General features: G+C 62.9%; 12 protein-coding genes. 9 read left to right on the forward strand and 3 right to left on the reverse strand.

Annotated features, from left to right (window positions below; genetic code table 11):
• Positions 1 to 106 precede the first annotated feature (106 nt).
• The 3 genes from HMPREF9697_RS00195 to murJ are packed head-to-tail and all read left to right on the forward strand — an operon-like array spanning position 107 to position 3,853.
• A complete protein-coding gene (locus HMPREF9697_RS00195; protein WP_002715116.1) occupies positions 107 to 1,099 on the forward strand; it encodes a Gfo/Idh/MocA family protein in 993 nt (330 codons plus the stop codon).
• Between the two features lie 37 nt (positions 1,100 to 1,136).
• A complete protein-coding gene (locus HMPREF9697_RS00200; protein WP_002715117.1) occupies positions 1,137 to 2,279 on the forward strand; it encodes a DegT/DnrJ/EryC1/StrS family aminotransferase in 1,143 nt (380 codons plus the stop codon).
• A gap of 44 nt (positions 2,280 to 2,323) precedes the next feature.
• Positions 2,324 to 3,853 carry a murein biosynthesis integral membrane protein MurJ gene (murJ, locus tag HMPREF9697_RS00205; protein ID WP_002715118.1) on the forward strand — a complete coding sequence of 510 codons (1,530 nt, stop codon included), beginning with the start codon at positions 2,324 to 2,326 and terminating at the stop codon, positions 3,851 to 3,853.
• Positions 3,854 to 3,879: 26 nt separating this feature from the next.
• On the opposite strand, the gene HMPREF9697_RS00210 is transcribed toward murJ, so the two are convergent.
• Positions 3,880 to 4,305, reverse strand: coding sequence for a CHRD domain-containing protein (locus HMPREF9697_RS00210; RefSeq protein WP_002715119.1), 426 nt, complete (start codon positions 4,303 to 4,305; stop codon positions 3,880 to 3,882).
• A gap of 131 nt (positions 4,306 to 4,436) precedes the next feature.
• Between HMPREF9697_RS00210 and thiD the strand changes: the two genes are divergently transcribed.
• The 5 genes from thiD (at position 4,437) to HMPREF9697_RS00235 (ending at position 8,910) form a co-directional block, all read left to right on the forward strand.
• Positions 4,437 to 5,237 carry a bifunctional hydroxymethylpyrimidine kinase/phosphomethylpyrimidine kinase gene (gene thiD, locus HMPREF9697_RS00215; protein WP_002715120.1) on the forward strand — a complete coding sequence of 267 codons (801 nt, stop codon included), beginning with the start codon at positions 4,437 to 4,439 and terminating at the stop codon, positions 5,235 to 5,237.
• Positions 5,238 to 5,333: 96 nt separating this feature from the next.
• A complete protein-coding gene (locus HMPREF9697_RS00220; protein WP_002715121.1) occupies positions 5,334 to 5,981 on the forward strand; it encodes a class I SAM-dependent methyltransferase in 648 nt (215 codons plus the stop codon).
• A 54-nt stretch (positions 5,982 to 6,035) separates the two neighbouring features.
• A complete protein-coding gene (locus tag HMPREF9697_RS00225; RefSeq protein ID WP_002715122.1) occupies positions 6,036 to 6,848 on the forward strand; it encodes a UDP-2,3-diacylglucosamine diphosphatase in 813 nt (270 codons plus the stop codon).
• Positions 6,848 to 7,873, forward strand: coding sequence for a glycosyltransferase family 4 protein (locus HMPREF9697_RS00230; protein ID WP_002715123.1), 1,026 nt, complete (start codon positions 6,848 to 6,850; stop codon positions 7,871 to 7,873). The genes HMPREF9697_RS00225 and HMPREF9697_RS00230 overlap by 1 nt, the downstream gene beginning before the upstream one ends.
• A gap of 44 nt (positions 7,874 to 7,917) precedes the next feature.
• The gene (locus HMPREF9697_RS00235; RefSeq protein ID WP_002715124.1) at positions 7,918 to 8,910 is read left to right on the forward strand and encodes a threonine ammonia-lyase; all 993 of its coding nucleotides are present in this window, start codon (positions 7,918 to 7,920) and stop codon (positions 8,908 to 8,910) included.
• Here HMPREF9697_RS00235 and HMPREF9697_RS00240 read toward each other — a convergent pair.
• Both HMPREF9697_RS00240 and dgcA read right to left on the reverse strand, forming a co-directional pair.
• Positions 8,907 to 10,247 (reverse strand): hypothetical protein, encoded by a 1,341-nt coding sequence (locus tag HMPREF9697_RS00240; RefSeq protein WP_002715125.1) that lies wholly within the window; start codon positions 10,245 to 10,247, stop codon positions 8,907 to 8,909. The genes HMPREF9697_RS00235 and HMPREF9697_RS00240 overlap by 4 nt on opposite strands.
• Positions 10,248 to 10,413: 166 nt before the next feature.
• A complete protein-coding gene (gene dgcA, locus HMPREF9697_RS00245; protein ID WP_002715126.1) occupies positions 10,414 to 11,400 on the reverse strand; it encodes an N-acetyl-D-Glu racemase DgcA in 987 nt (328 codons plus the stop codon).
• Positions 11,401 to 11,532: 132 nt separating this feature from the next.
• Between dgcA and HMPREF9697_RS00250 the strand changes: the two genes are divergently transcribed.
• Positions 11,533 to 12,669 carry an ABC transporter permease gene (locus tag HMPREF9697_RS00250; protein WP_172583889.1) on the forward strand — a complete coding sequence of 379 codons (1,137 nt, stop codon included), beginning with the start codon at positions 11,533 to 11,535 and terminating at the stop codon, positions 12,667 to 12,669.
• The last annotated feature ends 2 nt before the right edge of the window (positions 12,670 to 12,671 follow it).

The following is a 12,671-nucleotide window of genomic DNA, read 5'->3' on the forward strand; positions in this document are numbered from 1 at the left end:
TTTGCATCAAAACGTGTTCTGACACCTGCCGGAGAGGGTCGGCGGGGCGATTTCGCCGTGCTAGGAAAACGGCGCGGTGTTCCCGCGATTCAGGGGTGAAAGATCAATGACTTCCAAAGGATTGACGCGCGGCAAGAGTGATCTGCGCGTGGGTGTTATCGGTGCGGGTGTGATGGGCAGCAACCATGCGCGCGTGTTGGCGCAGTTGCCCGGCGTGAAGCTCGCGGGCGTTGCCGATCCTTTGGCCGAAAGCCGTTCGCGCGTAACCGGTTTCGTCGATTGTCCGACTTTCGAGACGGTGAATGAACTGCTCGCGGCGGGCGTTGATGCTGTCACTATCGCGGCCCCCACCCATCTGCATCGCGACGTGTCGCTCGCCTGCATCGCAAACGGTGCCCACGTGCTCGTCGAAAAGCCGATCGCGACTACCGGAGAGGAGGGGCGCGAAATCATCGATGCCGCCCGCAAGAAGGGCGTGACGCTGATGGTCGGTCATGTCGAGCGCTTCAATCCGGCCGTTGCCGCGATCAAGGAAGCGATCCGTGGCGAGGAGATTTTGTCTGTCGCCATCACCCGCGTCGGCCCGTTCCCGCCGCGCATGTCGAATGTTGGTGTGGTGATCGACCTCGCCGTGCACGACATCGACCTCATCAGCTGGTTCACCGAATCCGAGATCGACGAAGTACAGCCGCAGCTCGCGAGCGCGGTGGCCGAGCGTGAGGACATCGCGCTGCTGCAGTTCCGCACCAAGTCGGGCGTGCTTGCGCACATCAACACCAACTGGCTGACGCCGTTCAAAGCGCGTACGGCGACCATCGCGACCCGCAACAAGTATATCCAGGGCGATCTGCTGACCCGGCAGGTGACGGAATGCTTCGGCTTCCAGCGCGATGGCAGTTATTCGATGCGGCATCTGCCGGTAGGCCATGACGAGCCGCTGCGCGCCGAATTGATGGCGTTCGTCAATGCGATCAGGAGCGGCGGCAAGCCCGCGATCACCGGCGAGGACGGCGTTGCCAGCCTTGAGATCGCGATCAAGTGCCTTGAGACGCGAGCCAAGCCCGTTGCCGCGCCGCAGCCGCGCGCGGCTTCGAAGTGACATGCTTTTCATTTTCTTTTCCTGATTGGTGCATTCAATGAATCAACGTCCCGATCCTGTCGCCTTTATCGATATTGGCGCGCAGCGCCGCCGTCTTGGCCCGGCCATCGACGAGGCCGTCGGCCGCGTGCTGACGCATTGCCAGTTCGTGAGCGGTCCCGAGGTCGCGCAGTTCGAAGCTGATCTCGCGGCGTTTTGTGGTGCAAAGCATGTCATTGCCTGCGCGAGCGGCACAGATGCGTTGCTGATGGTGCTGATGGCGAAGGGGATCGGTCCCGGCGACGCGGTGCTGGTGCCGTCGTTCACGTTCTGCGCCACCGGCGAAGTCGTGGCGCTGGCCGGTGCGACGCCGGTGTTTGTCGATGTCGATGAGACGACCTTCAATATCGATATCGCCTCGCTCAAGCGCGGCATTGCTACCGCCAAGAAAGCAGGATTGAAGCCGAAAGCCGTCATTCCGGTCGATCTGTTCGGACAGAGCGCCGATCATGATGCTGTGGCAGCGGTTGCGGCGGCGGAGGGACTGTTTGTGCTCGATGATGCCGCGCAGAGCTTCGGCGCGACCTACAAGGGCAAGCGGCTCGGCACCTTCGGCCTTGCGACCGCGACGAGCTTCTTCCCGGCCAAGCCGCTCGGCTGTTTCGGCGATGGCGGCGCGATCTTCACCGACGACGCATCGCTTGCGGAGGCGCTGCGCAGTGTGCGCGTGCACGGGCAGGGCAGTGAGAAATACGACAATGTTCGCCTCGGCCTCACCGGTCGCCTCGACACCATGCAGGCGGCGATCCTGATCGAAAAGCTGAAAATCTTCCCCGACGAGATCGAGGCGCGCAACCGTGTCGCCAATTACTACGCCAAGAGTCTCGACGGCGTGGTCGCTGTGCCGAAAGTACCGGAAGGCAATCTCTCGGTCTGGGCACAGTACACCATCCGCGTCAAGGACGGCACCCGTGAGGCCTTCGCCGAATCGCTGAAGGCCAAGGGTATTCCGACTGCGATTTATTATCCGAAGTCGATGCACCAGCAGACGGCCTACCGGCATTTCCCGGTCGCGGATGGCGGCCTGCCGGTCTGCGAAAAGCTGTCGCGGGAATGCATCAGCCTGCCGATGCACCCCTATCTGGACACGGCGTCGCAGGACCGCGTTATTTCGGCTGTGCGCGACGCGGTTCGCGGCTGACATAGCCATTTTGCGGCGGCGGCCAATGCGCTAAGAAGCGGCGGATGCTCGGCCGGATTTTCACCGTTGGCGGTTATACGCTGCTGTCGCGCCTGACGGGCTTTGCGCGCGACATCATGCTGGCCGCTATTCTCGGTGCTGGCCCGCTCGCGGACGCTTTTTTCGTGGCGCTGCGGCTTCCGAATCACTTCCGGGCGATTTTCGCGGAGGGCGCGTTCAACGCGGCCTTCATTCCCGCCTACACCCATGTGCAGGATAAGGGCGGCGTTCAGGCTTCGCGGCTGTTCGCCGATCGCATCTTTACGCTGCTGTTCGCGAGCCAGCTCGTGCTGCTGGCCTTGGCATGGTTGTTCATGCCGCAGGTGATCTCGCTTCTCGCGCCCGGTTTCTCGGATGATCCTGCGCAGCGCGAATTGGCGATCGAACTCACCCGGATCACATTCCCGTACCTGTTGCTGATTACGCTCGTCACGCTCTATGGCGGCATCCTTAACGTCATGCACCGCTTCGCGAGTGCGGCTGCAGCGTCGATCTTCCTCAACCTCGCGATGATGATGACGTTGGCGCTTGCCGCGTTCTTCCCGACAGCGGGTCACGCAGCGGCGTGGGGCGTGCTGATTTCCGGTTTTCTGCAATATTTCCTGCTGGCAGGGGATGCCGCACGTACCGGCGTGCTGCCGCGCTTTGCCAGGATCAAATTCGACGAGGACGTGCTCGGCTTCTTCCGCGCGCTCGGGCCTGCGACGCTCGGCTCGATGGGTACGCAGATCGCGCTGTTCGCCGATACCATCATCGCGACCTTCCTCGCCTCCGGCGCGCTGTCGGCGCTCTATTATGCGGATCGTCTCAATCAATTACCGATCGGCGTCATCGGCATTGCCATCGGCACCGTGCTGCTACCGGACATGTCGCGGCGGATCAGTTCGAACGATCATGCGGGTGCAATGGCGGCGCAACGGCGTGCCTTCGATTTCACGCTGCTGTTCTCGGTGCCGTTCGTCGCGGCGTTCCTGACGGTGCCGGATATCATCATGCGGGCGATGTTCGCGCGCGGTGCTTTTACCAAGGCGGATGCTGCTGCGGCTGGCGCGACGCTGGCGGCCTATGCGGTCGGGCTCATTCCATTCGTCCTGATCCGCAGCGCGGTCGCGACCTTCTACGCGCGCAAGGACACCGCGACGCCGGTGAAATCTGCGCTGACGGGTATAGCCGTCAATCTCGCGCTGAAACTCGCGCTGGTGGGGTCGCTGGCGCAGATCGGTCTCGCATTGGCGACCGCCGTCGGGCAGTGGGTCAACCTCTTGCTGGTGATGGGATTTGCGATCAGGCGAGGTTTTCTGGAAATGGACCGCGTCTTCACGCAATCGCTGGCGAAGTTCGCCGCGGCCGGATTTGGCCTTGCCGCCGTGCTATGGGGTGCATCGCGCGCCTCGGCGCACTGGATCGCCACGCTGCCGACGGCGCGCGACGAAGTTGCGCTGCTTCTGCTGGTTGTTGTCGGGGCCGTTGTCTATGCTGCGCTCATTATTGCGCTGTTTGGTGTGCGCTGGCTGAAGGCGCTGGTGCGGCCGTGAGGTCCATCACGGCCGCACGATCGTCGTTACTTCGTCACCTGCGCGCGAATTTCTCCACCCGGATGAGCCTTGGTATGGACGTTGAGATACATCTTGCCTGCCATCAGGTCGGTGGCTTGCGTATCAGTCAACGTGGCGCTGCCTTGGGCGCCGCTGGCGACGTCCTTGAGCGGAACCATAATGCCCGCGTTTTTGCCCGGCTCGGCCGGCCCGTGGAAGTGAGCCATCGTGGCGGGGCCGGTGAGGCCGGAATAGGTGACCTTCCACGTCAGCAATTTCGACGCAGTATCGAAATCGACGTCGGCGGTGCCTGTGCCTTTGCTATCGTTCGGGGGCACTTCGCTGGCGCCGTTGAGGTTGAGCTTCATAGCGATCTTTTCGGCGCTGGCCGGTGAGGCCATCGCAAGTGCTGCGAGCATCACGGCTGCAGCCCCAATGGTTTTGCCGTACATGGAATTCTCCCTTGGCGTGTATATAAAACAAACCACCTTATAACCCCGGCCGGGACGATTTAGTTCGCCGCTGGCGGAAGTTTGATCGGAGGGCTAGTGTCAGCCCAGATCATTCGAGGGCTGTTGAGACCATGGCTTTTCCGGTGGCGCTGACGATCGCGGGTTCGGACACGATCGCAGGCGCGGGTATCCAGGCGGATTTGAAGACGTTTTCCGCGCTCGGCGTGTATGGCACCACCGCCATCACGGCGCTGACGGCGCAGAACACCAGGGGTGTTTCGGGCATCAGCGAGACGCCGGCCGACTTCGTCAAAAAACAGATCGACGCCGTGATGAGCGATCTGAACGTCGGTGCGGTGAAGATCGGCATGACTGCGTCGCAACCGATTATCGAGGTGATCGCGGAGCGACTGTCGCACTGGAAGGCAAAGAACGTCGTGCTTGATCCGGTGATGATCGCGACGTCCGGCGACCGCCTGCTGGCCGATGGTGCCGTCGATGCCATCCGCACCCTGCTGGTGCCGCGCGCGACGCTTGTGACGCCGAACTTGCCGGAAGCCGCCGCGCTTCTCGACGAAAAAGTAGCGTGCACCGAAAATGACATTGTCGCCCAAGGCCGCCGCATTCTGGAATTCGGGGTGCCGTCGGTTCTTATCAAGGGCGGGCATGGGGACGGGTCGGAGAGTGTCGATTATCTCATCAGTGCGGAGGATGTCGTTCGCTTTGCCGCTCCGCGCATGAATACGAGGAACGTGCATGGCACCGGCTGCACGCTGGCATCCGCCATTGCCGCGGGCCTTGCCAAGGGTGAGGGGCTTGAAGCGGCGGTGAAGCAGGCGAAGGATTACGTCAGTGCCGCCATCGCCAATGCGGACCGGTTGCAGCTCAGCAACGATCACGGCCCGGTCCATCATTTCCACGCCTTCTATTGAGTGTGGCCCGGCCGTTGTCGTCGAACTGTCGCATGACGCTGTTACCTGCGATCCATCGCAACGCTCCGATTCCCGGAGCCTTTCTGGATCGCGACGATGAGCTCAGACCTCGACAAATCGACCGTAGAAACGGCTTATGCCCGCTGGGCGCCGATTTATGATGCGGTGTGCGGACCAGTGATGGTCAAGGGCCGCCGCGCGGCGGCTGCCGCAGCCTGTGCTATCGGCGGCAAAATTCTCGAAGTCGGCGTCGGCACTGGTCTTTCGTTTGACGATTACGATGCCTCGACCGAAATCACCGGTATCGATATGAGTGAGCCGATGCTGACCAAGGCGCGGGCGAAAATGACGAGTGGTCGCTATCCACACGTCAAGGACGTGCTGCAGATGGATGCGCACAAAATGTCGTTCCCCGATGCGATGTTCGATTGCGTTGTGGCGCAGTTCGTTATCACGCTGGTGGCGAACCCGGAGCAGGTGCTGTCCGAATGCCATCGCGTGGTGAAACCGGGCGGCCGTATCATTCTCGTCAATCATCTCTACTCGGAAAAAGGCGTCGCGGCCGCGGTCGAGCGCTGGGCGGCGAAACGCACGCGCGGTCTAGGGTTGCGGCCGGAATTTCCGTTCGCGCGGTTAGCCGCTTGGGCGCAGTCGAACGACGGCGCCGCGCTGATCGAGCGGCGGAAGGTTGCGGCTTTCTACACACTGGTCTGCTTCGAGCGGACCGGCCCGGTTGCAGCCTGATGGTCGCCCGGTTTCGTCATTCACCCGTCACACAAATCTGCTAGCTGCACGCCCATGGAAAAAGCCTTCAGCTCCGATGGCGCTCCGGAACGAACCTTCCGAACTCTGTTTATTTCGGATGTGCATCTGGGGGCGAGGGGATCTCAGGCCGGGCGGCTTCTCGATTTCCTCCGCGTGCACGATGCCGAAACGATCTATCTGGTCGGCGACATCATCGACGGCTGGGCGTTGAAATCGAGTTGGCACTGGCCGCAATCGCATAACGATTTTGTTCAGAAGATGCTTCGCCGTGTCCGCAAGGGTGCGAAGATTTTCTACATCCCCGGCAACCACGACGAATTCCTGCGCTCTTATTACGGTACGCATTTCGGCGGCATCGAAGTCGTCGAACAGGTGATTCACGAAGGGCGGGACGGAAAGAAATATCTGGTCATCCACGGCGATCTGTTCGATCTCGTGGTGCAGAACGCGCGCTGGCTCGCCCATCTCGGCGACAAAGCCTACGACCTCGCGATCCAGGCCAACCGTTTCGTGAACATGTTCCGCCGCATGTTCGGTTCGCCCTACTGGTCGCTGTCGCAATGGGCGAAGCAGAAGGTGAAAAACGCGGTGAACTACATCGGCGCTTTCGAGCAGACGCTGGCGGCGGAAGCTCGCAGGTACGGTGCGGACGGCGTGATCTGCGGTCATATCCATTACGCCACGATCCGCGATCACGACGGTATCCGTTACATGAATTGCGGCGACTGGGTCGAGAGCTGCACCGCGCTGGTCGAACATCATGACGGCCATTTCGAGATTCTCACCTGGACCGCGCCGTTGCGGCAGGTTGCGCCGGTGCCCGCGGTGAAAGCTCAGGCAGCCTGATGCGCATTCTGATCGCGACCGACGCCTGGCATCCACAGATTAATGGTGTGGTTCGTACCCTGACGATGATGGCGGATGCTGCGCGGGATGTCGGCACCGATATCTCGTTTCTCACGCCGCAATCCTTCGCGACAGTGGCCTTGCCGAGCTACCCGGATTTGCGGGTTGCCGTTCCCGGTCCGGCCCGGATTGCGAAGCTGATCGCGGACGCGCGCCCTGACAATATCCATATCGCGACCGAAGGCCCGATCGGCCTCTTGGTGCGCCGCTATTGCTTGAAGCGCGGGCTGCCTTTCACCACGAGTTTTCATACTCGCTTTCCGGAATATATTTCGGCCCGCTCGCCGATCCCGGAATCGTGGGTATGGGCGGGGTTGCGGCGTTTCCATGCCGCTAGTCAGGCGGTGATGGCGGCGACGCCGGCGCTGGCTGAGGAATTGGGCGCGCGTGGTTTTCGCAACGTCACGCTGTGGCCCCGGGGCGTCGACACCAACCTGTTTCGCCCGCGGGATTTCGATCTCGGTCTGCCGCGCCCGATCTTTCTGTCGGTCGGGCGTATTGCCGTTGAGAAAAACCTCGAGGCGTTTCTCGCGCTCGACCTGCCCGGCACCAAGATCGTCGTAGGCGACGGTCCTGCGCGCGCGGAGCTTGAGCGCAAATACCCCGACGCGGTATTCCTTGGGGCCATGCAGGGCGAGCGGCTTGCGGAGGCCTATGCGGCAGCCGATGTGTTCGTCTTTCCCAGCCGGACCGACACGTTCGGCCTCGTGCTGCTGGAAGCGCTGGCGAGCGGCGTGCCGGTCGCGGCATTTCCTGTCTGCGGCCCAAAGGACGTCATCGGCGGTGTGCCCGTCGGAGTGCTCGACGAGGACTTGGCCGCAGCCTGCCGGGGCTCGTTGACGATCTCCCGCGAGGAATGCCGTGCATTCGCGCTAAAGCACACTTGGGAAAACTGCGCGCGCGCTTTCATCGACAACATCGTCCATGCGCGCAGGGACAACCACAGCACACGTACGGCGGCCTGAAGGCTGGCCTTGATCGGCCGTAGCCCGCCACGATAAGACGGGTCATGAGCGAATTATCCCTGCCTGTTTACGCCGATATCGAGGCTGCCGCCCGCGCCCTTGCGCCGGTTGCTGTCAGAACCCGACTATTAAGTTCGCCCGCGCTCGACGCGCAGACCGGCGCACGCGTTTTCATCAAGCCCGAAGTTTTGCAGCGCACCGGCTCGTTCAAATTCCGTGGCGCCTATAACCGGCTGTCGCTTATCCCGGTGGGTGAGCGAGCGAAGGGGGTGGTGGCGTTCTCCTCCGGCAATCACGCACAGGGCGTTGCCGCCGCAGCGCAGTTACTGGGCCTGCCCGCAACCATCGTGATGCCGGCGGATGCGCCTGTGTTCAAGCGTGAGCGGACCAAGAGTTACGGGGCGCGTGTGGTGCTGTATGACCGTGACCGCGAGAGTCGCGAGGAGATCGCACAGAAGATCGCAGCAGAGAGCGGCGCGACACTGGTGCCACCATTTGATGACCCGCACATTATCACGGGGCAGGGTACTGTCGGCCTCGAGATCGCCGAGGATATGCAAACGCTCGGTCTTGCGCCCGACATCGTGTCCGCGCCGGCGTCTGGCGGCGGGTTAATGGCAGGCATCGCCCTGGCGATTCACCATCACTTTCCGCAGGCGAAGCTCTTTACGGCAGAGCCGGACGGCTACGACGATCATGCGCGTTCGCTCGCGAGCGGTCAGCGGCAGCGGCATCACGCGCAAAATCGCACCTTCTGCGACGCGTTAATGGCGCCCGAGCCGGGCGAACTGACATTCACGATCAATAGCAGACTTCTGGCCGGAGGCGTTGTCGCCACGGACGCTGAAGTGACGCAGGCGATGGCGTTGGCGTTCCGCGAATTGAAGCTGGTGGTTGAGCCGGGCGGCAGCGTTGCGCTTGCAGCGCTCTTGGCAGGGCGCATGGAGGCGGGCGGCAAGACCGTGGTGATCGTCCTGTCCGGCGGCAATGTCGACGCCGGACTGTATGCCGATGCGATCCGCGAGGGCGCGGTTTAGCTGAAAAACGCGATCCGCTCGGCGTGGCTCATGCGGCGGATCGGCGCGAGCAGGTCAGGGCGGGCGTTGGACGGCCGTGCCACGACACCCTGTGCGATCAGGCTTGCTCCGAGGGAGGCCTCGTGAACCGGATCTAGTGGCGGTAGTGGCGCGATTTCGCCTGCGATGTCGGCCCAGAGATCGTCCTCGGAATTGCCGCCATTGGCGACGGTGACTGGGTCTGCGCCTTCGGGCGCCGCTTCGATGTCAGGATGATCCATTGCCATGACCTCGACCGGAACTTCGTCAGCGATGTGCTCGGCCATTGGCTGAGGCGCCGGCTGCGCAGCCGAGGCGGTCATGATCGAACGCGGCGCTGCGGGCGTCGGGGCAGGCTGAGGCGTCTCGGAAGCGGCTGCTATGGGCGCGGGCTCGGCGATGTCCTCGGCAAGAAACGCGGCTTCAAGCGCGACGGCTTCGGGCGATGTCGTGATGGGCGTAGGTATATCAGCCGGAGTTGCCGCAGCAGCTTCGGTTTCCGCGACGGCAGGTTCAACGACCGCAACTTCCACAGTGGCGGTCTCTGCGACTTCAACGGCGGCGGTTTCCACAACAGGTGCTTCCGCGATGGCGGTTTCCGCGGGGGGCGCCTCGACCGTAAGAGCCTCCATGACAGGAGTTTCCGCAGCTTCTGCGACGACCGGCTCGGGTTGAGGCTCAATGGATTGCACCGGCGCAGGCGCTACGGCCGCTGCGACTTCGGCGGCGGCACAGGTCGCGCTTGCTTGCTCGGTGCCGCTCGCCTCCACGGCTGTGGCCGGAGCGACTTCCTCCTGATCCTGCGATGCCGCCGCGTCGAGCGCTGCCAGAATCCGGTCGCGGATATCCGCCAGCGGGAATTCGTCGCAAGCTGCCTCGATGGCGCGGACTTGTCCGTCGAGAATATTGCAGATGCGGGGATCGGCGCCGGATTCCCGCAGGCCCCACACGATCTCGCGAATGATTCGGGCGCTCTTGCGCCACGGCATCAGTGCCGGGTCGAAGCCGGTTTCGCTGAATTCGTGGCGGATTGCCGCGCGAGCCTTCTCCAGCGCAGCCTGCATAGTTTCCGGGAGGCCTTCGGGAGGTTGCGGGGTGGCGGCTTCCTGATGCGCCGCACCAAGGTTCTGCTCGATCCGTGCCACGGCTTCCAGCACCATCGCGGTGTCGGCGTTGCGGTTGCGCTTGGCGTATTCGTTCAGAAACCAGCGCCCGCGGGCGGTTTCCATGAAGGCTTCGCGGATGGCATGATAATCGGCGTCGGTCGGGACCGCGGCGCTTGCCGAAATCGGCGATAATGCAAAGGCTTCCTCAGCCATGGGCGTTACTCTCACTCGTTCGCGCAAGTGATTGGCAAGTGACTGCACCCGCGGGAATACGGCTCCCGAATCGGGAGCGTGAACCGGTCCCATCGAATCCGATTTGATTGCGGCAGGCAATCGGCCGATCCGAGTTATCGACCGACTTATTTTCGTGTCGTGAAGGCTAGCCCCAGAGCGCTGCATCCGGCGGGTGGACGGTCGACCCATCATAGCGCAGGGCGTGCTCGCGATCCTTCGCCAGCAGCAGCGGACCGTCGAGATCGACGATGAAGGCCGGCTGCGCCACGATCAGGGCAGGGGCCATCGCCAGCGAGGTCGCGACCATGCAACCGACCATGACGCGCAAGCCGAGGCGTTCGGCCTCGCGGCTCATCGCCAGGGCCTCGGTCAGGCCGCCGGTCTTGTCGAGCTTGATGTTGACCGCGTCGTAGCGTCCTTCAAGCTCCTTGAGCGAGGCAGTCGCGTGGGCGCTCTCGTCGGCGCAGACCGGGATCGGTCGCGCGATCCGTTCGAGTGCGGCATCCTGTCCCGCAGGTAGCGGCTGCTCGACAAGCGCCACGTCCGCCTTGGCGCAGGCGTCGAGATTGCGTTGCAGATTGTCGTTGGACCAGGCCTCGTTGGCATCGACGATCAAGGTCGCGTCGGGCGCGGCGCGGCGCACCGCGGCGATGCGTGTCTCGTCGCCTTCACCGCCGAGCTTGATCTTGAGCAGCGGACGATGCGCTGCTGCGTGCGTCGCCTGCGCCATCTCCTCCGGCGTGCCGAGTGAGATCGTATAGGCAGTGGTGAGAGGGCGCGGTGCGGGAAGGCCTGCAAGCTCCCAGATGCGCTGCTTCGCTTCCTTGGCCTCTAAATCCCACAGTGCGCAGTCGAGCGCATTGCGTGCCGCACCGGGCAGCATTCGCATATTCAGCACGTCGCGCGTAAGACTCGTCCAGTGGCCCACCGAATGTATCGCATTGACCGTCGCTTCCGGCGTCTCGCCGTAGCGCGGATAAGGCACGCATTCGCCGCGTCCCGTCAGTCCGTCACGACAGATTTCGGCGACGACGACGACGGCCTCGGTCTTGCTGCCGCGGCTGATGGAGAAACGGCCTGCGATAGGCCAGCGCTCGATGCGAACTTGTAGCTGGAAGGGAACAGAGGTCATTGAAATGTGACGGTTGGTTGATGATGGGCTTGCCGATGTGCCACAATTATGGCTCTTAGCAGGTTCTCCGTACAAGCCGGACCGGGAACCAAACGCTCGCGTTGTGTAGGCGTAAAAATGCGGGAGCCTTTCGTGAACGGGAATCCAACCCTCGAGCAGACGCCGCTTGGCGCCGGTGTGGCGTTGCGCGCGGCCGGGGAATGGACCGTGCACCATGCGCCCGCTCTCGAGAAGCTTGTGGAGCACACCGAGCGTTCCCGTGACGGCGGACGCGCAAGCCTCGTCATCGACGTCTCGCAGATATCCCGACTGGATACGTTCGGCGCCTGGCTGATCGAGCGGTTGCGCCGCGCTCTGACACGCGGCGATACCGCTCCGATGATCGCAGGCCTGTCGGCGGATTACGCAAGCCTCGTCGAGGAAGTGAAGCGCGTGAAGGCCGTGCCGGAGCCGGCAAAGCCGTCGTTCGGTCCGATCCGCGCTGTCGAGGCAATTGGCCGCAGCGTCGCGGAGGTCGGAGATACGCTGCTCGGTCTTCTCAATATGACGGGCTCGATCCTCTATGCGTTCTGGCGCGTGATCCTGCATCCGTCCCGTTTCCGCCTGACTTCGACCGTCCATCAACTGGAGCAGGTCTGCTGGCGTGCGGTGCCGATCGTGGTGCTGATCACCTTTCTGATCGGCTGCATCATCGCTCAGCAGGGCATTTTCCAGTTCCGCAAGTTCGGCGCGGACGTGTTTGTGGTCGACATGCTCGGTGTGCTGGTGCTGCGCGAGATCGGTGTGCTGCTGGTGGCGATCATGGTCGCGGGCCGTTCGGGCAGCGCCTACACGGCCGAACTCGGCTCGATGCGGATGCGCGAGGAAATCGATGCCTTGCGCACCATGGGATTCAATCCGACCGAAGTGCTGATTCTGCCACGCATTCTCGCGCTGGTGATCGCGATGCCGATTCTGGCCTTCCTCGGCGCGATGGCTGCGCTTTACGGCGGTGGCCTCACGGCATGGATCTATGGTGGCGTGCAGCCCGATGCGTTCCTGTCGCGATTGCGCGAGGCGATCTCGATCAACCATTTCACCGTCGGCCTCGTGAAAGCGCCTTTCATGGCGCTCATCATCGGCGTCATCGCCTGTGTCGAAGGTGCTGCGGTGCAGGGCAGCGCGGAATCGCTCGGCAAGCACACCACGGCATCTGTGGTGAAGTCGATCTTCTTCGTCATTGTTGTTGATGGCCTGTTCGCCATCTTCTTCGCCTCGATCGGAGTCTGAGC

It is taken from the genome of Afipia felis ATCC 53690, assembly GCF_000314735.2.
Taxonomy (GTDB): domain Bacteria; phylum Pseudomonadota; class Alphaproteobacteria; order Rhizobiales; family Xanthobacteraceae; genus Afipia; species Afipia felis.

Excerpts from the sequence above, each read along its gene's own strand:
- HMPREF9697_RS00240 (WP_002715125.1), bottom strand. The coding sequence starts at position 10,247 with ATGGCTGAGGAAGCCTTTGCATTATCGCCGATTTCGGCAAGCGCCGCG.
- thiD (WP_002715120.1), top strand. The coding sequence starts at position 4,437 with ATGGCTTTTCCGGTGGCGCTGACGATCGCGGGTTCGGACACGATCGCA.
- dgcA (WP_002715126.1), bottom strand. The coding sequence starts at position 11,400 with ATGACCTCTGTTCCCTTCCAGCTACAAGTTCGCATCGAGCGCTGGCCT.
- HMPREF9697_RS00200 (WP_002715117.1), top strand. The coding sequence starts at position 1,137 with ATGAATCAACGTCCCGATCCTGTCGCCTTTATCGATATTGGCGCGCAG.
- HMPREF9697_RS00230 (WP_002715123.1), top strand. The coding sequence starts at position 6,848 with ATGCGCATTCTGATCGCGACCGACGCCTGGCATCCACAGATTAATGGT.
- HMPREF9697_RS00235 (WP_002715124.1), top strand. The coding sequence starts at position 7,918 with ATGAGCGAATTATCCCTGCCTGTTTACGCCGATATCGAGGCTGCCGCC.
- HMPREF9697_RS00195 (WP_002715116.1), top strand. The coding sequence starts at position 107 with ATGACTTCCAAAGGATTGACGCGCGGCAAGAGTGATCTGCGCGTGGGT.
- murJ (WP_002715118.1), top strand. The coding sequence starts at position 2,324 with ATGCTCGGCCGGATTTTCACCGTTGGCGGTTATACGCTGCTGTCGCGC.
- HMPREF9697_RS00210 (WP_002715119.1), bottom strand. The coding sequence starts at position 4,305 with ATGTACGGCAAAACCATTGGGGCTGCAGCCGTGATGCTCGCAGCACTT.
- HMPREF9697_RS00220 (WP_002715121.1), top strand. The coding sequence starts at position 5,334 with ATGAGCTCAGACCTCGACAAATCGACCGTAGAAACGGCTTATGCCCGC.
- HMPREF9697_RS00225 (WP_002715122.1), top strand. The coding sequence starts at position 6,036 with ATGGAAAAAGCCTTCAGCTCCGATGGCGCTCCGGAACGAACCTTCCGA.